This window comes from Streptomyces sp. NPDC107575, assembly GCF_055657265.1.
On sequence record NZ_JBVKBG010000004.1, the window covers coordinates 143,897 to 162,836 of the forward strand.

Annotated in this window: 15 protein-coding genes; 6 read left to right on the plus strand and 9 right to left on the minus strand. The window is 73.1% G+C overall.

Annotated features, from left to right (window positions below):
- Positions 1-11 precede the first annotated feature (11 nt).
- On the minus strand, positions 12-668 hold the full coding sequence (locus tag ACZ7L4_RS20225; RefSeq protein ID WP_472104305.1) for an HD domain-containing protein: 657 nt from the start codon (positions 666-668) through the stop codon (positions 12-14).
- 366 nt (positions 669-1,034) lie between these two features.
- On the opposite strand from ACZ7L4_RS20225, the gene ACZ7L4_RS20230 reads away from it, so the two are divergent.
- Positions 1,035-2,999: a HelD family protein gene (locus ACZ7L4_RS20230; RefSeq protein ID WP_472105599.1), complete on the plus strand. Its 1,965-nt coding sequence runs from the start codon at positions 1,035-1,037 to the stop codon at positions 2,997-2,999.
- Between the two features lie 160 nt (positions 3,000-3,159).
- Here the strand turns inward: ACZ7L4_RS20230 and ACZ7L4_RS20235 are convergent, their stop codons facing one another.
- A complete protein-coding gene (locus ACZ7L4_RS20235; protein ID WP_472104307.1) occupies positions 3,160-3,855 on the minus strand; it encodes a copper homeostasis protein CutC in 696 nt (231 codons plus the stop codon).
- A 200-nt stretch (positions 3,856-4,055) separates the two neighbouring features.
- Here ACZ7L4_RS20235 and ACZ7L4_RS20240 point away from each other — a divergent pair, with 200 nt between their 5' ends.
- Together ACZ7L4_RS20240 and ACZ7L4_RS20245 are read left to right on the plus strand one after the other, a co-directional pair.
- Complete coding sequence (locus tag ACZ7L4_RS20240; RefSeq protein WP_472104309.1) at positions 4,056-6,341, plus strand: heavy metal translocating P-type ATPase; 2,286 nt, start codon at positions 4,056-4,058, stop codon at positions 6,339-6,341.
- Between the two features lie 66 nt (positions 6,342-6,407).
- Positions 6,408-7,565: a glycosyltransferase 87 family protein gene (locus tag ACZ7L4_RS20245; RefSeq protein WP_472104311.1), complete on the plus strand. Its 1,158-nt coding sequence runs from the start codon at positions 6,408-6,410 to the stop codon at positions 7,563-7,565.
- A 487-nt stretch (positions 7,566-8,052) separates the two neighbouring features.
- Here the strand turns inward: ACZ7L4_RS20245 and ACZ7L4_RS20250 are convergent, their stop codons facing one another.
- Positions 8,053-9,696, minus strand: a complete 1,644-nt coding sequence (locus ACZ7L4_RS20250) for a DNA repair helicase XPB (RefSeq protein ID WP_450811388.1) — start codon at positions 9,694-9,696, stop codon at positions 8,053-8,055.
- A 63-nt stretch (positions 9,697-9,759) separates the two neighbouring features.
- Positions 9,760-12,216 (minus strand): helicase-associated domain-containing protein, encoded by a 2,457-nt coding sequence (locus ACZ7L4_RS20255; protein WP_472104313.1) that lies wholly within the window; start codon positions 12,214-12,216, stop codon positions 9,760-9,762.
- A 983-nt stretch (positions 12,217-13,199) separates the two neighbouring features.
- Here ACZ7L4_RS20255 and ACZ7L4_RS20260 point away from each other — a divergent pair.
- A complete protein-coding gene (locus tag ACZ7L4_RS20260) occupies positions 13,200-14,312 on the plus strand; it encodes an HAAS signaling domain-containing protein (protein ID WP_472104315.1) in 1,113 nt (370 codons plus the stop codon).
- 9 nt (positions 14,313-14,321) lie between these two features.
- On the opposite strand, the gene ACZ7L4_RS20265 is transcribed toward ACZ7L4_RS20260, so the two are convergent.
- Positions 14,322-15,290, minus strand: coding sequence for an ABC transporter substrate-binding protein (locus ACZ7L4_RS20265; RefSeq protein ID WP_472104317.1), 969 nt, complete (start codon positions 15,288-15,290; stop codon positions 14,322-14,324).
- Between the two features lie 110 nt (positions 15,291-15,400).
- On the opposite strand from ACZ7L4_RS20265, the gene ACZ7L4_RS20270 reads away from it, so the two are divergent.
- Complete coding sequence (locus ACZ7L4_RS20270; protein WP_472104319.1) at positions 15,401-16,060, plus strand: HAD family hydrolase; 660 nt, start codon at positions 15,401-15,403, stop codon at positions 16,058-16,060.
- Here ACZ7L4_RS20270 and ACZ7L4_RS20275 read toward each other — a convergent pair.
- The gene (locus tag ACZ7L4_RS20275; RefSeq protein ID WP_472104321.1) at positions 16,039-16,299 is read right to left on the minus strand and encodes a hypothetical protein; all 261 of its coding nucleotides are present in this window, start codon (positions 16,297-16,299) and stop codon (positions 16,039-16,041) included. The genes ACZ7L4_RS20270 and ACZ7L4_RS20275 overlap by 22 nt on opposite strands.
- A gap of 207 nt (positions 16,300-16,506) precedes the next feature.
- Here ACZ7L4_RS20275 and ACZ7L4_RS20280 point away from each other — a divergent pair, with 207 nt between their 5' ends.
- The gene (locus ACZ7L4_RS20280) at positions 16,507-16,890 is read left to right on the plus strand and encodes a cold-shock protein (protein WP_385769608.1); all 384 of its coding nucleotides are present in this window, start codon (positions 16,507-16,509) and stop codon (positions 16,888-16,890) included.
- 18 nt (positions 16,891-16,908) lie between these two features.
- On the opposite strand, the gene ACZ7L4_RS20285 is transcribed toward ACZ7L4_RS20280, so the two are convergent.
- From ACZ7L4_RS20285 to ACZ7L4_RS20295, 3 genes are read right to left on the minus strand one after another with little or no spacing between them, the layout of a single operon-like run.
- Complete coding sequence (locus tag ACZ7L4_RS20285) at positions 16,909-17,781, minus strand: 1,4-dihydroxy-6-naphthoate synthase (RefSeq protein WP_472104323.1); 873 nt, start codon at positions 17,779-17,781, stop codon at positions 16,909-16,911.
- Complete coding sequence (locus tag ACZ7L4_RS20290) at positions 17,778-18,473, minus strand: futalosine hydrolase (RefSeq protein WP_472104325.1); 696 nt, start codon at positions 18,471-18,473, stop codon at positions 17,778-17,780. The genes ACZ7L4_RS20285 and ACZ7L4_RS20290 overlap by 4 nt, the downstream gene beginning before the upstream one ends.
- A complete protein-coding gene (locus tag ACZ7L4_RS20295) occupies positions 18,443-18,919 on the minus strand; it encodes a DUF2771 domain-containing protein (protein WP_472104327.1) in 477 nt (158 codons plus the stop codon). Before ACZ7L4_RS20295 ends, ACZ7L4_RS20290 begins: the two co-directional genes overlap by 31 nt.
- Positions 18,920-18,940: the final 21 nt, after the last annotated feature.

Genomic DNA, 18,940 nt, shown 5'->3' on the forward strand with positions numbered 1-18,940 from the left:
CACCTGTGAGGTCAGGGAGTGAGCAGCTCCAACTCGGCCGTCAGGTTCTCGCGGGCGGCGGACTCCCAGTGGGCCCTGCCGTGCGGGGTGCGGAACAGCCGCGGCAGGCCGAGGAGCTGGCGCAGCACCCCGGCGCGCCCCTCGCGGAACGCCTCGTCCGGCACGAACGCGTACTCCTCGCGGACGGCCTTGGTGTACGCGGCGTAGGCGGGGGCGGGCGCGGCCAGGATCGCCAGGTCGGCATCGCACAGCGCCTCGCCGTCGACGTCGTCCTCGTCCGGGTCGTGGGTGACGGTGAGCAGGACGAGACGGACCACCTCGGCGACGTCCCCGGGACTCAACCCGGCCTCCGCCAGGGCGCGTTCGGCGAGGGCGGCGGACCGCTCCTCGTTCTCCGAGCGGTCGGGCCGGTACACCGCGTCGTGGAACCAGGCCGCGAGCCGCACGAGCTCGGGCCGCTCCGCGTGCTCCTCCAGTACGTCGATGTGGTCGAGCACCGCCGTCAGGTGTTCGACCGTGTGGTACTTCCGCTGCGGCTCGGCCCACCGGGCCAGAAGATTGTCGGCGTACGGATACGGGTCGAGGTCCGCGTGCGCCGTCGCGGCGCGCAGGCTTCGGGCCCATCGCTCACGCAGTTCCGGAAAGTCCGTGTGGTCGTCGTACGTCATGGGACCGACCCTAGACCTCGACATCTGCGAGCCCGAGCTGCGGCAAATCAAGCCCCGCCGGCGATTGAGGCGCGGGGCCCGGGGCAGAGCCCCGCGACCGGAGGACGGTCGACCGAAAGAAAACCGTTAGCCCCGATGGCAGCCGTCCCGTAAACTCCCCCGTCTGCCCGCCTCCCCGTACCGACACGCGTCGGAGCGCAGGAGCGCCGCCGACCGGACGGAAACCGGCCGGGAACGTACTGTCCGCGTACCTGGATCCGGAGGCAGAACCCCGTGAGCACGTCACCGTCGTCGTCCGCACCCTCGACCTCGCCGCTCGATCGCGAACGCGCGCACCTGGTCTCGTCCCGCTCCGCCCTGCGGGCGATGCGCGAGGACGCGGAGGCGCTCGACATCCGCGACGTCACCGCGAACTGGGTCAACGCCGAGGTGCTGCAGCACCAGATCGACGAGCGGATCAAGGCACTCGCCGACCTCAGCCACACCCCGCTGTTCTTCGGCCGCCTCGACTACCTGCACGCGCCGGGCGCGGACGTCGCGGAGGGCGCCGAGGGCGAGAAGTTCTACATCGGCCGCCGCCACGTCCACGACGCCGAGGGCGACCCGATGGTGATCGACTGGCGTGCGCCCGTGTCCCAGCCGTTCTACCGGGCCTCCAAGAAGGACCCGATGGACGTCGCACTGCGCCGTCGCTTCGGTTACACGGGCGGCGACCTCACCGCGTACGAGGACGAGCACCTCACCGACCCGTCGGAGGCGGAGCGGACCAGCAAGCTGCTCCAGCAGGAGATCGAGCGGCCGCGCGTCGGCCCGATGCGCGACATCGTTGCCACCATTCAGCCGGAGCAGGACGAGATCGTCAGGAGCGGGCTCGCCGGATCGGTGTGCGTGCAGGGCGGCCCCGGCACCGGAAAGACGGCGGTGGGCCTGCACCGCGTCGCGTACCTCCTCTACGCGCACCGGGAGCGCCTCGCCCGTACGGGCACGCTCGTGATCGGCCCGAACGCGTCCTTCCTCCACTACATCGAGCAAGTGCTGCCCGCGCTCGGTGAGTTGGAGGTCAAGCAGGCGACGGTGGACGACCTCGTCGCGCACGTGGAGGTGCGGGGCGTCGACGACCCCGCCGCCGCCCTGGTGAAGGGCGACGCGCGGATGGCCGAGGTGCTGCGGCGGGCGCTGCGCTCGCACATCGCGCTGCCGGGCGAGGGGCTCGTGGTGGTGCGCGGCTCGCGCCGCTGGCGCGTCCCGTCGTACGAACTGGAGGAGATCGTCCGGGAGTTGATGGCCCGCGACATGCGGTACGGGGCCGCGCGCGAGGCGCTGCCGCAGCGGATCGCGCACGCCGTGCTCGTGCAGATGGAGCGCGCGGGCGAGGCGCCCGACGACCGGGTGCAGAACGCGGTGGCGCGCAATGCCGCCGTGAAGGCAGTGGTCAAGGAGATCTGGCCGCCCGTCGACCCCGCGAAGCTGGTGCTGCGGCTGCTCTCGGATGCCGACTTCCTGGCCGAGCACGCGGCCGGGCTGCTCGACGAGGACGAGCAGAAGACGGTGCTGTGGGCCAAGCCCGTGCGGAGCGTGAAGAGCGCCAAGTGGGCTGCCGCGGACGCGGTGTTGATCGACGAGGCGATGGACCTGATCGGGCGGACGCACTCGCTCGGCCATGTGGTGCTCGACGAGGCGCAGGACCTGTCGCCCATGCAGTACCGGGCGGTCGGGCGGCGCGCGACGACGGGCTCGGTGACGGTGCTCGGGGACCTGGCGCAGGGTACGACGCCGTGGGCGACGCGGAGCTGGGGCGAGGCGCTGTCCCACCTCGGGAAGCCGGACGCGGTGGTCGAGGAACTCACGGCCGGTTTCCGCGTCCCGACGGACGTCATCGCCTACGCCTCCCTGCTGCTGCCGGACATCGCGCCGGGGCTCACGCCGGTGGCGTCGGTACGGGAGAACCCGGGGGCGTTCGAGGTGCGGACGGTCGACGGGGTCGGGGACGTGGTGGAGGCGTCCGTCGAGGCGCTGCGGAACGAGGGGTCGGTCGGGCTGATCGCGGCGGACGCGCGGTGCGGGGCGCTGGGCGCGGCGCTGGCGGAGGCCGGGTTGGCGTATCTGGCCCCCGGCGAGGAGACGACCGCGGACGCCCGTCTGACGCTGGTCCCGGCGTCCCTGGCCAAGGGCCTGGAGTACGACTACGTGGTCCTGGACGAGCCGGCGGCGGTGGTCGACGGCGAACCGGACGAACGGACTGGCCTGCGCCGCCTGTACGTCTCGCTGACGCGAGCGGTATCGGGCCTGGTGGTGACGCACACGGCCCCGTTGCCGGAGCAGCTGACCTGACCGTGGCGGGGGCCGTCGTCCTGGTCGCGCGGCACCGTGCGCCGCCTTGCCCACCCTGCCGCCCAAGGCGGCAGATTGCCCAAGGCTCAGTCGGCCAGTTCAAGCCCCGCCGGCGATTGAGGCGCGGGGGCCGGGGCGGAGCCCCGTGGCGTAGGGGCGGTTACCCGTCCAGGGCCTCGCGCCACACCCGGACCGCGTCCGCCGAAACGGGAGCCGACCAACCCGCGGGGCGGCTCGCCCCGCCGATGTGGAACGCCGACACCCCCGCCGCCCGCAACCCCGGCACATGGTCGAGCCGCAGCCCTCCACCCACCAGAATCTGCTGCTCGTACCCCGGCTCCCCGCCCGCCGCGCGCCCCGCCTCCGCGAGAAGCACGTCGAGCCCCGCGTCCACGCCGTCCGCCGACCCGGCGGTGAGGTACGTGTCGAGCCCCGGCAGATCGGCCAGCTGCTTACGGAGCGCATACCGGTCGGCCGCCCGGTCGATCGCCCGGTGGAACGTCCACCGGCAGCCGTCCAGCTCGGCCACGAGCGCCTCGACCGCCGCCAGGTCCGGACCCCCCTGCTCGTCGAGGAACCCGAGCACGAACTCGTCCGCCCCCGCCGCCCGCAGCGCCTTCGCCGCACGTACGAGCGCGCCGGTGTCGCCCGCCGCGAACCCGTCGGTCAGTCGCAGCATCACGCGCAGCCGGATGTCCACGGCCCCGCGGATCGCGGAGAAGGTCTCCACGGACGGCGTGAGCCCGTCCGCCGCCATGTCCGTGACCAGCTCGAGCCGGTCCGCACCCCCGGCCTGAGCGGCGACCGCGTCCTCGGCGTCGAGGGCGATCACCTCCAGGACTGCTCGCTCGCTCATGAGGCTCCAGACAGGTCTAGTCCAATGGTCCGCCTGCCCACTTTACGCCGCGGGCACCACGAGCGCGAGCACTACCCGCCGCACGGTCGCCCCTCTTGCGTCAGGTACCCCCAGGGGGTATAACTGGATCACGTTGAGAGGTACCCATAGGGGGTACGCGGAACGTACTCTCGGCCGCACCCCGCAATCGAGGAGGCACCATGTCGGCGCACACCGTCGCCCCGCCCGAACAGGTGGAACTCGCGATCGGCGGCATGACCTGCGCGTCGTGCGCCGCCCGTGTCGAGAAGAAGCTCAACCGCATGGACGGCGTCGAGGCGACCGTCAACTACGCGACAGAGAAGGCCAAGGTCAGCTACGCGGAAGGCGTCGAGGTCGCGGACCTCATCGCCACCGTCGAAGCCACGGGGTACACGGCGAAGCCGCCCGCTCCGCCCGTCGCCCCCACGGAGGCGGCGGAGGACCAGGCGGAAGGGGAGACGGAGGAGGACGGCCGCGAACTGCGCACGCTGCGGGAACGCCTGATCACCTCGATCGTGCTCGCCGTGCCCGTCATCGCGATGTCGATGATCCCTGCCCTCCAGTTCGAGTACTGGCAGTGGCTGTCCCTGACCCTCGCCGCGCCCGTCGTCGTGTACGCGGCCTGGCCCTTCCACAAGGCCGCCTTCACCAACGCGCGGCACGGCGCCGCGACGATGGACACGCTGGTCTCGGTCGGTGTGTCCGCCGCGTTCCTGTGGTCGCTGTGGGCACTGTTCTTCGGCACGGCGGGCATGCCCGGCATGACGCACCCCTTCGAGCTGACCATCGCCCGCACCGACGGCGCGGGGAACATCTATCTGGAGGCCGCGGCCGGCGTCACCGCGTTCATCCTCGCGGGCCGCTACTTCGAGGCGCGCTCCAAGCGGAAGGCCGGCGCTGCGCTCAGGGCGCTGCTGCACCTGGGCGCGAAGGACGTGACCGTCGTACGGCACGGTGGGCGCGAGGAGACCATTCCCGTAGCCGAGTTGAAGGTCGGGGACCGGTTCCTCGTGCGGCCCGGCGAGAAGATCGCCACGGACGGCGCGGTCGTCGAGGGCACCTCCGCCGTGGACGCCTCCATGCTCACGGGCGAGTCCGTACCGATCGAGGTCGAGACCGGCGACGCCGTCACGGGCGCCACGCTGAACGTCGGCGGGCGGCTCGTCGTCGAGGCCACCCGCGTCGGCGCCGACACCCAGCTCGCCCGGATGGCGAAGCTCGTCGAGGACGCGCAGAACGGCAAGGCCGCGGCCCAGCGGCTCGCCGACAGGATCTCCGCGGTGTTCGTGCCGGTCGTCATCGCGCTCGCCCTCGCGACGCTCGCCTTCTGGCTGCTCAGGGGCGAGGGGCTGACCGCCGCCTTCACCGCGGCCGTCGCCGTACTGATCATCGCCTGCCCGTGCGCCCTCGGGCTCGCGACGCCCACCGCCCTCATGGTCGGCACCGGCCGCGGCGCCCAGCTCGGCGTGCTGATCAAGGGCCCGGAGGTCCTGGAGACCACCCGCAAGGTCGACACGATCGTCCTCGACAAGACCGGCACCGTCACCACCGGCCGGATGACCCTGCTCGACGCGCACACCGCCGAGGGCGTCGACCGGGCCGAGGTGCTGCGCCTCGCCGGTGCGCTGGAGCACGCGTCCGAGCACCCGATCGCGCAGGCGGTGGCGACGGGCGCGGCCGCCGAGGTCGGCACGCTGCCGACGCCCGAGGACTTCGTGAACGTCGCGGGGCTCGGCGTCCAGGGAGTCGTGGACGGACACGCGGTGCTGGTCGGCCGCGAGCAGTTGCTGAAGCAGTGGGAGATCAAGCTCCCGGAGGCGCTCGCGAAGGCGAAGGCCGAGGCGGAGGCGGCCGGTCGGACGGCGATCGCCGTGGCCTGGGACGGCGAGGGGCGCGCGGTCCTGGAGGTCGCCGACGCGGTGAAGGAGACCAGCGCCGAGGCGATCGAGATGCTGCGCGGACTCGGCCTGCGGCCGGTGCTGCTGACCGGGGACAACGAGGCGGTGGCCCGTTCCGTCGCCGCGGAGGTCGGCATCACGGACCCGGCGGACGTCATCGCGGAGGTCCTTCCCCAGGACAAGGTCGACGTCGTCAAGCGCCTTCAGGGCGAGGGGCGTTCGGTGGCCATGGTCGGCGACGGCGTCAACGACGCGGCGGCGCTCGCGCAGGCCGACCTCGGGCTCGCGATGGGCACGGGGACGGACGCGGCGATCGAGGCCGGCGACCTCACCCTCGTACGCGGTGACCTGCGCGCGGCGGTCGACGCGATCCGGCTCTCGCGGCGGACGCTCAACACCATCAAGAGCAACCTGTTCTGGGCCTTCGCCTACAACGTGGCGGCGCTGCCGCTCGCCGCGGCGGGGCTGCTCAACCCGATGATCGCGGGGGCGGCGATGGCCTTCTCCTCGGTGTTCGTGGTCGGCAACAGCCTGCGGCTCCGTCGGTTCAAGGGGCAGGTGTCGTAGGCCCGTGCCGTGGACCGGTGTCGTAGCCGGGAAGGGCTCCGTAAGGGGCGGTACAGTCGCCGGACTGTGACCGCCCCTTCACGCTGTGCGTACGCCCTTCTGTCTCTGTCCGTCGCCGCGCTGGCCGCGCTCTGCGCGCTGCGGGGGCTGCCGATGGCGGACGTTCTCGTCTACCGGGCCGAGGGGGCAGCGGTGCTCGCCGGCGGGGGCGATCTGTACGGGTTCGCCGTCACGGAGTGGCGGCTCCCCGCCACCTACCCGCCGTTCGCGGCGCTGCTCTTCGCGCCGACGGCGTGGGTGCCGCTCTCCGTGCTCAAGGCGGCCTTCCTCCTCGGCAACATCGCGCTGGTCGTGGCGCTGGTCCGGCTGTCCTGCCGGTTCGCGGGGCTGCGGGTGCCGTGGGCGGTGGTGTGCGCGGTCGCGGCGCTCGCGCTGTGGCTCGAACCGGTCTTCCAGACGGTGCTGTTCGGGCAGATCAACCTGGCGCTCGCCTGCCTGATCCTGTGGGATCTGACGCGGCGGCCGGGCGCGCCCGGCAAGGGCCTGGCACTCGGCGTCGCGACCGGCATCAAGCTCACGCCCGCCGTCTTCATCGTCTACCTGTTCCTCGCGGGCAGGCGGCGGGAGGCGGGGCAGGCGGTCGCCGGATTCGTCGGCACGGTCGTGGTGGGCGCGCTCGTCCTGCCGTACGCGAGCGGGGAGTTCTGGACGCGGCGGCTGTACGAGACGGGGCGGGTCGGCAAGGCGTGGATCGTCGACAACCAGTCCTTGCAGGGTCTTGTGGCGCGGGTGCTGCACGCCCCCGAGCCGGGGCTGTGGTGGGCCGTGCCGGCCGGGCTCGTCTCGGTGCTGGGCCTGTACGCGGCGCGCCGCGCCAACGAACAGCAGGGGGTGATCCTCGCGGCGCTCACGGCGCTGCTGGTCTCGCCCATCAGCTGGTCGCACCACTGGGTGTGGTGCGTGCCGCTGATCGCGGTGGTGTGGTCGGAGGGCCACCGCCGCGCGGCGTGGGCGCTGGCGGCCCTCTTCACGTCCCGCACGATGTGGCTCCTGCCCCACGAGGGCAACCTGGACCTCCACCTCACGTGGTGGCAACAGCCGTTGGCCTCCCCGTACGCCCTGCTCGCCTGCACCGTGCTCTGGGCCTACCGCCCACATCGCGCGGCACCGTGCGCCGCCTTGCCCACCCTGCCGCCCCAGGCGGCAGATTGCCCAAGCCGGTAACGACCCTGACGCCACGTCCGAAGGCGGGCCGACCTCGCCCGCCACGGGCGGGGAGCCGGACCTGGCGGCGACTCGCTCAGCCGGGGCGGCACCCCGCGGGGCCGACGCCCCCGGAGGGGGCGGGTGGTGGGAGATGGGCGGCGGACGGGGACGGACGGGTCCGTCACCTGCGGATGGCGGGCCACATCAGGCCTGCGCGGCGGGGGCAATCAAGCCCCTGCGACGGGTGGGCCAATCAGGCCTGAGGGGCGGGGGCAATCAAGCCTCGGCGACGGGTGGGCCGATCAGGCCTGCGCGGCGGGGGCAATCAAGCCCCCGCGACGGGTGGGCAAATCAAGCCCCTGCGGCGATTGAGCAGCGGGGTCCGGGGCGGAGCCCCGGGAGCGCAACGCCGGTTCGGCAATGACAGCCCCGCCGGCGTTTGAGGCGCGGGGTCCGGGGCGGAGCCCCGTGGCCTGAGGGCGGTCGACCGCAACAGGGGGACGGGTCAGCTCTCCGCGAGGAGTTCGTCCGCGTCGACGATCCGGTACGCGTACCCCTGCTCCGCCAGGAACCGCTGCCGGTGCGCCGCGAAGTCCTGGTCGATGGTGTCCCGGGCCACGACCGAGTAGAAGCGCGCCTCGTGCCCGTCCGCCTTCGGCCGCAGCACACGCCCCAGCCGCTGCGCCTCCTCCTGCCGCGAGCCGAACGTCCCCGACACCTGGATCGCGACCGTCGCCTCCGGCAGGTCGATGGAGAAGTTCGCGACCTTGGAGACGACCAGGACGGAGATCTCGCCCTCCCGGAACGCGTCGAAGAGCTTCTCGCGCACCGCGTTCGTCGTCTCACCCTTGATGACCGGCGCGTCCAGATGCTCACCCAGCTCGTCGAGCTGGTCGATGTACTGCCCGATGACCAGCGTCTGCTCACCCGCGTGCTTGCGGACCAGCGCCTCCGTCACCTTCTGCTTCGTCGCCGTCGTCGCACAGAACCGGTACTTCTCCTCCGCCTCGGCGGTCGCGTACGCGAGCCGCTCGGAGTCCGTGAGGTTCACCCGGACCTCGACGCAGTCGGCCGGCGCGATGTACCCCTGCGCCTCGATCTCCTTCCACGGCGCGTCGAACCGCTTCGGCCCGATCAGCGAGAAGACATCGGACTCCCGCCCGTCCTCACGCACCAGCGTCGCGGTGAGCCCGAGCCGCCGCCGCGCCTGCAGATCGGCCGTGAACTTGAAGACCGGCGCGGGCAGCAGATGCACCTCGTCGTAGACGACGAGCCCCCAGTCACGCGAGTCGAACAGCTCCAGGTGCGGATACACACCCTTCCGCTTCGTCGTGAGCACCTGGTACGTGGCGATGGTGACCGGCCGGATCTCCTTCTTCGTACCGCTGTACTCGCCGATCTCGTCCTCGGTCAGCGACGTCCGCTTCACCAGCTCGTGCTTCCACTGCCGCGCGGAGACGGTGTTCGTGACGAGGATCAGCGTGGTCGCCTTCGCCTCGGCCATGGCACCGGCGCCGACCAGCGTCTTGCCGGCGCCGCACGGCAGCACGACGACACCGGATCCGCCGTGCCAGAAGTTCTCGACGGCCTGCTTCTGGTACGGCCGCAGCGACCACTCGGACTCGTCGAGCGCGATCTCGTGCGCCTCGCCGTCCACGTACCCGGCGAGGTCCTCGGCCGGCCAGCCCAGCTTCAGCAGCGTCTGCTTGATCTGGCCGCGCTCGGAGGGGTGCACGGCGACGGTGTCCGCGTCGATCCGGGCGCCGACCAGCGGCTGGATCCGCTTCGAGCGCAGGATCTCCTCCAGGACCGGCCGGTCGGTGGAGGTGAGCACCAGCCCGTGCGCCGGGTGCTTGCTGAGCGTGAGGCGCCCGTAGCGGTCCATCGTCTCGGCGATGTCGACGAGCAGCGCGTGCGGCACGGGGTAGCGGGAGAACTCCACCAGCGCGTCCACGACCTGCTCCGCGTCGTGCCCGGCGGCCCGCGCGTTCCACAGCCCGAGCGGCGTCACCCGGTAGGTGTGGATGTGCTCGGGAGCCCGCTCCAGCTCGGCGAAGGAGGCGATGGCCCGGCGACAGGCGTCGGCCTGCTCGTGGTCGACCTCGAGGAGCAGGGTCTTGTCGCTCTGGACGATGAGTGGACCGTTCACGTACGCACTTCCTTCCGCACGGGCCAAACCTCCAGTGTGCCGCATCCCGGCAGAAGGGTGGCGTCACTGGTCGGAGAGCTCCGCCACCCCCGTCACCCGGTGCAGCGGATACGTGCGGACCTCGTCGGCCGTGTGGTCGTACGCCGTGACGAAGCCGCCCTCGACGCGTACGGGGGCGATGACGCGCTGGCTCGCGGCGCCCTCCGCGTTGACGTAGCCGATCCACAGGGCCTCGCCGGTGAGGACCGCGGCCTGCATCGTGGCGAGGGTCTCGGCGGAGCCGGTGCGGGGCAGCTCGCCGTTGCCGGGGTGGGCCGGGGCCTGCTTGCGGGGGGCCGTGGAGGCGGCGTCACCGGCGCGGATCGCCCGCAGCGCCGCGTCGACGAGCGTGTCGTCGGGCAGCGGCGGGCCGTCGGGGACCGGGTCGGGCGCGGTGCGGGGCGGCGTGCGGTGGGCGTGCGCGCGGGCGATCAGGACGTCGCCCTCGGGGGTCTCGGCGGCCGGCGCGAAGCCCATGGAGCGCAGGCCCTCGAGCAGCGTGCCGGGGTCGGCCTGGGCCGCGAGGACGGTCGGCGCGAGGCGGCGCAGGCGCAGCGGCGCGGACCGCTTGTCCGCGAGGATCTCGCCGAGCACGGCGTCGTCGTCGCAGCGCACGTACGCGGAGGCCGCGCCGATCCGCAGATGGCCGTGGCGGCGGGCGACGTCGTCGATGAGGTAGGCGAGGGGCTGCGGGACCGGCGTACGGGAGTGCTGGCTGAGGAACGCCTGGAGGTCGGATGCGGTGCGCCCGGCGTCGAGCGCGCGGCGCACCGAGCCGGGCGTGAAGCGGTAGACCGTCGCGCCGCCCTTCGACTCGACGTCCGCGAGCACGGAGAGCGCGTCCGCGAGCGGGCGCTCCAGGGGGCCAGGCGCGACCGCCGTGAGGTCGGCCTGGAGGAGGACGTGGTCGAGCGGCTCCGGCAGCAGCGGCGCCAGCAGCTTCGCGGCGCGGGCGGCGGCGAGGGCCGCCTCGGCGGGGGTGAGGGGGTGCGGGGCGACGGAGTCGTCGGCCGGGGGCCGGAGCAGCGCCCTGCCGTGGGCGGAGAGGGCGCCGCGGCCGGTGATGCCGAGGAGTTCGGCCTCGGCGAGCGTCCACCGGGCGAGGCGGGTGCGCAGGTCCAGGGCGGCGGGCGAGGGCCGCTCCCAGGTGAGGCGCTCGATCACCGAGTCGGGCTCGGGGGAGGCACCCTCCGGCAGCTCGTCGAGCAGCAGGGCGAGGACCCGGCCGCGTACCTCGGGAGCCGCCGAACGGTCCAGGTGCGGGCCGAGGGCGGACAGCGTCCGGTCCTTGCCGTCACGGCCGCCGACGAGTCCTGCCGTGCGGGTCGCCGGGAGCCAGGCCGCGGCGAGGCGCTCCCAGCGCTCGGCGGGCGGCAGCAGCACCCACTCGTCGTACGCGGGGGTCGCCGCGTACCGCTCGTCGGCCTCGCCGTCGGAGGCCAACAGGCCCGCCGCGTAGGCGAGTTCGACCCAGAAGGCGGCGGTCGGCTCGGGGCTGTCGAGGGCGACGGCGGTGCGCTTGAGGTCCCGGACGCTGAGGCCGCCCGCGCGAAGAACAGCAGGTCCCCCCTCGTCCCAGTCCTTCAGCAGCTCCTCCACGGTCGACACCGCCGTGTACGCCTCGGCGGCCGCGGTGGCGTCCACAACCTGTGGACGGTGTGCCGCCTTTTCCCGTACGGGTGGTGCGAGGGGCTGGAGTTCACGGTGCGCCCGGCCGCCGCGCAGGTGCAGGGCGGCCTCGCGGGGCAGCACCACGGTGCCGGGGGTGGTCGGTACGAGCAGGCCGCGGTCGAGCAACCACCGCAGGTGCGCCGCCGGTTGGGCCGTGACCTGACCGTACGGAGGGCCCCATACGAGGCGGTTCAGTACGTCGACGGACTCGGCCGGCGCCTCGTCGAGCAGCGCCGACATCCGGGGCGGGTCGGTGAACAGGGCGGTGAGCGCGGCGATCGCCGACACGGGGTCGTGCGTGGACGGGAGGCCCGCCGCCGCGACGATCTCCTGCACGCGGCCCGGCGACATCCCGGACGTGGCCTCGGCGACCGTCGGGCCGAGGCCGGTCGGGGACGGGTGCTGGGGGGTGGGGGCGAGCAGTTCGCGGGCGGTGCGGACGAGGCGCAGCTGGTCGTCGCCGCCCCAGGCGAGGGCCTGGCCGCGGAGGGTGGCGACGGCGCGGGGGAGCGCGGCGACGGAGTCCTCGCCGGGCAGGAGGGTCTCCAGCGTCTCGTACGTCGTCGGGTCCGGGGCCACCGCGAGGGCCTGCGCCACCTGTTGCGTGTAACGGTCCAGGCGGTCGAGGGCGCGGATCACCGAGGCGCGGGTGCCGGCGCGGGTGGCGAGCTGCGTCATGTCGTTCGGCACGGGGCCGAGCAGATCGGGGCGCGAGCGCAGGAGCGCCGCGAGGGACCCGTCGTCGCGCGCGCGGAGCGCTTCCGCGAGGGAGCGGGGTGCTGCCGCGGGCGTCTGCTCGTCGCTGCTCATCCCACCCACGGTAGCGGGTGCGGGTGCGGTGCCCCTTTGTTGCGGTTTGCCGGGGTGGACGGGTTTGACGTGTTGCGGTCGGCGGGGCGGGGGTCCGTGGTTGGTGTGGGGTGGGGCCGGGGTGTGGTTGGTGGGACGGGGCGGGGGCAGTCGTCCGTGTTGCACGGCGCAGGGGTGTGGTCGCTGGTCCGGGGGCGGGCCCTGTGGCCTGTGCGGCGCGGCGCTGCTTGCGGTGTCCTCCGCTTGTCTCCCACCCGCCCGCCCCCTCCGGGGGCTTCGGTGGTCCGGGCCCCGGGCCCTGTACCGGAGTGGTGCCCGTCGTTTTGTTGCGCGGCGCCATGGGGTTCCGCGCCCAAGGCCGCGGAGCGTCGGTCGAAGCGGCCAGGGCACCCGGGAATCGCCTTGCCCCACTGGGTGCAGAACGTGCTTGGCGGAGGGGCCCTGGTGAAGGGCGAGTGGCTCGTCGCGGGCGAGTCAGTTCGTGGATGCGACGAGGGGGCGAGCTCGTTGGGTGGCCTGGGGCTGAGGCGCAGCCCCAGGCGAAACCCCGGCGCGGCCTTGGTAACCGGGCCCGCGGACTTCGGGCCGAAGCCCCGGAGGGGGCGGGCGGGTGGGAGATGGGCGAGGAAACTGGCCCGGGAGCCGGGAGCCGGGAGCCGGGAGCCGGGAGCCGGGAGCCGGGAGCCGGGAGCCCCGGCACCGGAACCCGACGCCCGATGCCCGACGCCGATGCCCGATGCCCGACGTTCGACGCCGACGCCGGATGCCAACGCCCGACCCCTGGCACAGGCACAGACGCACCCCCGGCCCGCCGGGATCCGGTCACCCGCGCCGATCCCCGGACCAGCCTCCCGGCCCACCCGCGCCGACCCCCGCACCCCCAACCCCCTCCCACCCGCACCCCCCACGGACCGGGGCGCCGTCCGGCGAATGCATTCGCGATACCGTCGGAACGTCAACAGCGCCACCCCGGAGGGGACTTCGTGGGGATCGAGAGTGATCAGATCGTCTTCGACTACCTGAGCAAGGTCGGAGACCTGGCCCAGTCGCGGCAACTGCCGTCGTCCGCCCGCATGCGCCTCGTCGCCGACCTGCGCTCCGAGATCGACCGCCGCCGCGCGGCCGGCGGCGCCGAAAGTCCCGCCGCCGTCCGCAGGTTGATCGGCCGGCTCGGCACCCCGGACGAGATCGTCGCCGGAGCGAAGGACGGCGACGGCACCTACGACTTCCGCGACGCGGGCGGCGACGAGCCCGAGGAGGGCAAGGGAGCGCTCGGCCGCATCGTGCCGAAGGCCCGCGCGCCCCGCGCTCCCCGAACAGCCCGCCCACCCCGCGTACGCCGCAAGGCCGCACCCGACGAACCACCGGTGGACGAAGGACCCGCCCCCGTGCACCTCGCCGGCACCGACGAACTGGGCACGATCGAGACCGCCGACTGGTGGCGCGCCGGTGGCGGCGGCATACCGGGCTCCGAGGTCGACGACGTTCCGGGGTTCGTCGGAGGCATCGAGATCCCGGACATACTCAAGCCGCCGGGGGCCGACCGCGGCCCCGACCTCCGCAAGCGCCCCCTCCCCGAACCGGCCAGGGCAAAGGAAGCAGACGAGTACTACGAGGACTACGCGGACGGCGACGACGACAGCGACGGCGACGGCGACGAGGACCACGACTCCGCCGGCGACACCGCGAAGGCCCGCCCCTTCGGCGCCCGCCGCCTGTTCCGCCCCCGCCGCGTCCCCCGCGCCTCCTTCGGACGTTCCTTCACCCAGCCGTTCCTGCTGCTCGCCGCCCTCGCCCTGGTCGTCGGCGCCGTGCTCGGCAACGTCCTCGTCCTGCTGATCGGCTGGGCCGTCGTCTATCTGTCCCGGCAGCTGACCATGGGACAGAAGAAATGGGCGGTGTTCGGTCTGCCGGGGGTCGCCGTGCTCGCCGGCATCGTCTGGTTGTGGGGGCGCGGCGACGGCCGGTGGGGCGATCCGATAGCCGACGGCCGGTTCAGCGGCGCGCTCGACGAGACGTGGCCGTGGGTGCTGCGCTGCGCGGCGTTCGCCTCCGCGCTCTACCTGGTGTGGCGGGCCCGCTCACCCCGGGTCTAGAACCGGTCCTCAAACTCCCAGGTCCGACCCCACCTCGGAGAGGATCTGGTCGGCGGCCGTGTACCCGACCCCCTGCGCCCACAGCTCGTCGTTCACGTTGTAGACCCGGCTGTCCCGCACCGCCCTGATGCCGCGCCACTGGCCGCTCGTGGTGGCCTCCGCGACCTTGGCCAGGCCCGGGTTCCCGTACGTGGACGTGAAGATCGCGTCCGCGTCCGCCCTGCCGATCGCCTCGGGCCCGACGTCGTAGGAGAGTCCGCCGCGCGCCTGCTTCGTGATCGCCGGGCGGCCGAGGCCCACGTCGGAGAGGACCGTCGCCACCGGGGTCCGCCCACCGAGGATGCGGATGTCGGAGCCCGCGACGAACCGGACGACGTTGACCTCGGTCCGCGCCGCCGCGCCCGCCCCGCCGACGGCCTTGGTGACGGCGGCGACGTGCTTCTTGTACGCGGCCGCGACCTGCCGGGCCCGCGTCCTCTCGCCGAGCGCGTCGGCGTGCACGCGGAAGTTCCGCTTCCACGCGGCGTCGGAGGACCCGGTGAGGACGGTGGGGGCGATGGCGGTGAGCTGCTTGTAGCGCCCGCCGTCGTGGGCCTTGTCGCCGATGATCAGGTCGGGCTTCAGAGCGGCGATCTTCTTGAGGTCGGGGCTGCCGCGCTCGCCGACCTCGGTGATGCCCTTGGTCTTCGGCGCGGGCAGGTACGAGGGGAAGGGCTGCTCGGCGCCGGATCCGGTGGCGCCCACGGGCCGTATGCCGAGGGTGATCGCCGAGTCGAGCCCCGCGGTGTTCAGGACGACCACGCGCTCGGGGAGGTTCTTGACCTTGACGCCGCCCATGGCGGTGTCGACCGTGTGGCTGCCGGAGGCCTTGGCGGCGGGCTTGGCCGCGCCCCCGTCGTCGTCCGAGCCGCAGGCGGAGAGGCCGAGCGCGAGGGCGAGGGCGAGCGCGGCACCGAGGGTGTGGCGGGTGTGCTTCATGAGTGCCCATGGTGCCCTTGGGACCGCCTGTGGGGAACCCGTCACCGGAGAAGCGTGGCCGCCGGGATCGGCTTCGGGGGCGCCGAGAGCGGAGAGGCAGAATGTTGCCCATGGCTCCCCACACAGACCCCACGTCCGCCGGGCCCACCGGCTCCACCGGCCCCACCGTCGGTTTCGATCTCGACATGACGCTGATCGACTCCCGGCCCGGCATCCGTGCCACCTGGGTCGCACTGTCCGAGGAGACGGGGATGCGGATCGACGCGGATCTGATCGTCTCGCGCCTGGGGCCGCCGCTGACCGAGGAGTTGGCGTACTGGTGCCCGCCGGAGGAGATCCCGGCCATGGCCGACCGCTACCGTGAGATGTATCCCACATACGCGATCACACCGACGCTGCCGATGCCGGGCGTGCGCGAGACCATCGCCGCCGTGCACGCGGCGGGCGGCCGGGCGATCGTCGTCACCGCCAAGTACGAGCCGAACGCCAAGCTGCACCTCGCGCACCTCGGCATCGACGCGGACGCCGTCGTCGGCGACCTGTGGGCCGAGGGCAAGGGCCACGCCCTGCGCGAGCACGGCGCGAGCGTCTACGTCGGCGACCATGTCGGCGACGTCCGCGGGGCACGCACCGCCGAGGCGCTGTCCGTGGGCGTGACGACAGGGCCGTGCGACGCCGCCGAACTGCGGGCGGCGGGCGCCGATGTGGTGCTGAAGGACCTGACGGAGTTCCCGGCCTGGCTTGCGGGTTACGCGGCGGAGCGCGCCTGACGGCGCTGCGCGGCGATGCCCCGTAGGACGCCGACGGCGGCGATGACGAATCCGACGCCCATCAGCATGCACACCGCATAGGAAATGGGCGGGAACGGGTCGGTGCCGAGGAACAACGGCGCCATCGTGACGAGGGTGGCGATCGCCCCCACGACGAAGACGATGCCGCCGGCTTTCACGAGGCCGTCGCCGGGTCCTGTCTCGGCCACCGCGGAATTGGCTTGGGTTTTGTCGCGCACCCCACCAGGGTAGTTCCCAGCGCAGAGAGACAAACACGGGCCGAGCACAGACGGGCGGAGACCGGCGGGCGAACCCTCGGGCGACATCTTGTCACCGGGCCCGAGACCAATAGTCTTGGTGACGGCGGGTCGGACCACGGCCCGCTGTCCTGCTATCCAGCCGCTTTATCCCAGCGATTTCTTCTAGTACGAGGACGAGGACTTCACGTGCCTACCGGCAAGGTCAAGTGGTTCAACAGCGAGAAGGGCTTCGGCTTCCTCTCCCGCGACGACGGCGGCGACGTCTTCGTGCATTCCTCCGTACTTCCCGCAGGCGTGGACGCCCTCAAGCCCGGCCAGCGCGTCGAGTTCGGGGTGGTCGCAGGACAGCGCGGCGACCAGGCGCTCTCGGTCACCATCCTCGACCCGACGCCCTCGATCGCGGCCGCGCAGCGCCGCAAGCCGGACGAACTGGCGTCGATCGTCCAGGACCTGACGACGCTGCTCGAGAACATCACGCCGATGCTGGAGCGCGGCCGGTACCCGGAGAAGACGGCGGGCAAGAAGATCGCCGGTCTGCTCCGGGCGGTGGCGGACCAGTTGGACGTCTGACGCGCGACGTCCGACGGGCTACGGGAAGGACAGCGCGTCCGGCGCGAGCGCCGGGACCAGGCCCTCGGCGGCGGCCCGGGTCAGCAGACCGCGGATCGCCGCGTAGCCGTCCTCGCCGAGGTCGGCCGTGAACTCGTTGACGTACAGGCCGATGTGCTGGTCGGCGACGGCCGGGTCCATCTCCTGCGCGTGGTCCATGACGTAACCGCGGCTGGCCTCGGGGTCGTCCCAGGCCATCCGGACCGAGGTGCGCACGGCGTCCGCGTACGAACGCAGCTTCTCCGCACCCAGCGAGCGGCGGGCGATGATCGCGCCGAGCGGGATCGGCAGGCCCGTCGTGGCCTCCCAGTGCTCGCCCATGTCGGCGAGCTTGTGCAGGCCGTAGTTCTGGTACGTGAAGCGGGCCTCGTGGATGACGAGCCCGGCGTCGATCTTCCCGTCGCGCACGGCCGGCATGATCTCGTGGAACGGCATGACGACGATCTCGCCGACGCCGCCGCCGGGGACGACGTCGGCCGCCCACAGCCGGAACAGCAGGTACGCCGTCGAGGTCTCGCTCGGCACCGCGACGCGCTTGTCGGAGAGGTCGACGCCCGGCTCGCGCGTGAGGACGAGAGGGCCGCAGCCGCGCCCGAGCGCGCCGCCGCACGGCAGCAGCGCGTAGTCGTCGAGGACGTACGGCAGGACCGCGTACGACACCTTGAGGAGCTCGTAGGCGTCCTCGCGGCGCTCGGCGACGCCGTTCGTGATGTCGATGTCGGCGAAGGTCACGTCCAGCGCGGGGGCGCCGGGGACGCGGCCGTGGGCCCAGGCGTCGAAGACGAACGTGTCGTTCGGGCAGGGCGAGAAGGCGATGCGGGCGGTCTCGGCCCCCGCTGCGGTGTCGGTCATGTGTTCTTCCAACTCTCCAGTACGGGCGCGGTCTTCCCGAACGCGGAGGCCAGCGCGGCGAGCGCGTCACCGATGCGCCAGGCGTCGCGGTCGCGGGGTCCTACGGCGTTGGAGACGGCGCGTATCTCGGCCACCGGAACGCCGTGCGCGGCGGCGGCCTCGGCGACCCCGAAGCCCTCCATCGCCTCGGCCACGGCGCCGGGGTGCCGCTGCGCGAGGAGTGCGGCGCGGTCGGCGGTGCCGGTGACCGTGGAGACGGTGAGCACGGTGCCGACCGTGGCGGAGGCGGCCGACGCGAGGTCCCTTACGAGGGATTCCGGCGGCGTGTGGGTGACGGTGCCGAAGCCGAGTTCGGTGACGGGCACGAAGCCCTCGGCGGTCTCGGCGCCCAGGTCGGCGACGGTGATCGCGTCGGCGACCAGGACCGCGCCCGGCGCGGCCGTGAAGCCGCCGCCGATGCCGGCCGAGACGACCAGCGTGTACGGGGTGCCCGCGAGCTCGGCCCTGGTGAGCGCGGTCGCGGTGCCGGCCGCGGCGGCCGCGGGGCCCACGCCGACCGCTACGACATCGAGCGAGGGGTGATCGTTCAGCGCGCCCGCCACCGCGTCCCGTTCGGCCGGGACGGCGGTGGCGATCAGGACGCGAGGTGTCGCGGTATTCGTCAGGAGTCCTTCTCGAGCTTGAACGACCACAGGCCGTACGCCTTGGAGTTGCCGCCCGACAGGATCGTGACGGTGGTCGCGGAGCCGGAGGCGCCGTACTGCTGGTTGAAGAAGACGCTGCCCGGAACGGTGCGGTAGGTCTTCTTGCTGGCGTCCGTGAGCGGCTGGCCGTTCATCAGGAGCGTCCAGCCCTTCTCCGCGATCTCCGGGTCGACACCGAAGCGGACCGTGGCGTCCGGGTCCACCTTGATGGACTTGGCGTCCTTGTCCTTCAGGCAGCCCTGGAGGGCGGTCGGCTTCAGGGGATCGCCGTCGTTGTAGCAGCTGGCCTCAGAGTTCACCGATTCGCGGTCCACCGTGACGGTGGCCAGCGGAGTCGGCTTGTCGCAGGCGGAGAGGACGAGCAGTCCGGCGCCGACAACACCGACGGCGGCAGCGGCGCGGCGGTGGCGCTGGGCGAAACGCTGGGAGGTCATGGCGGAAGGCTATCTGGCGCC

Coding starts and splice junctions, on each gene's coding strand:
- ACZ7L4_RS20285 (WP_472104323.1), bottom strand. CDS start 17,781: ATGACCGACACCGCAGCGGGGGCCGAGACCGCCCGCATCGCCTTCTCG.
- ACZ7L4_RS20295 (WP_472104327.1), bottom strand. CDS start 18,919: ATGACCTCCCAGCGTTTCGCCCAGCGCCACCGCCGCGCCGCTGCCGCC.
- ACZ7L4_RS20255 (WP_472104313.1), bottom strand. CDS start 12,216: ATGAGCAGCGACGAGCAGACGCCCGCGGCAGCACCCCGCTCCCTCGCG.
- ACZ7L4_RS20235 (WP_472104307.1), bottom strand. CDS start 3,855: ATGAGCGAGCGAGCAGTCCTGGAGGTGATCGCCCTCGACGCCGAGGAC.
- ACZ7L4_RS20230 (WP_472105599.1), top strand. CDS start 1,035: ATGCGCGAGGACGCGGAGGCGCTCGACATCCGCGACGTCACCGCGAAC.
- ACZ7L4_RS20270 (WP_472104319.1), top strand. CDS start 15,401: ATGGCTCCCCACACAGACCCCACGTCCGCCGGGCCCACCGGCTCCACC.
- ACZ7L4_RS20265 (WP_472104317.1), bottom strand. CDS start 15,290: ATGAAGCACACCCGCCACACCCTCGGTGCCGCGCTCGCCCTCGCCCTC.
- ACZ7L4_RS20240 (WP_472104309.1), top strand. CDS start 4,056: ATGTCGGCGCACACCGTCGCCCCGCCCGAACAGGTGGAACTCGCGATC.
- ACZ7L4_RS20225 (WP_472104305.1), bottom strand. CDS start 668: ATGACGTACGACGACCACACGGACTTTCCGGAACTGCGTGAGCGATGG.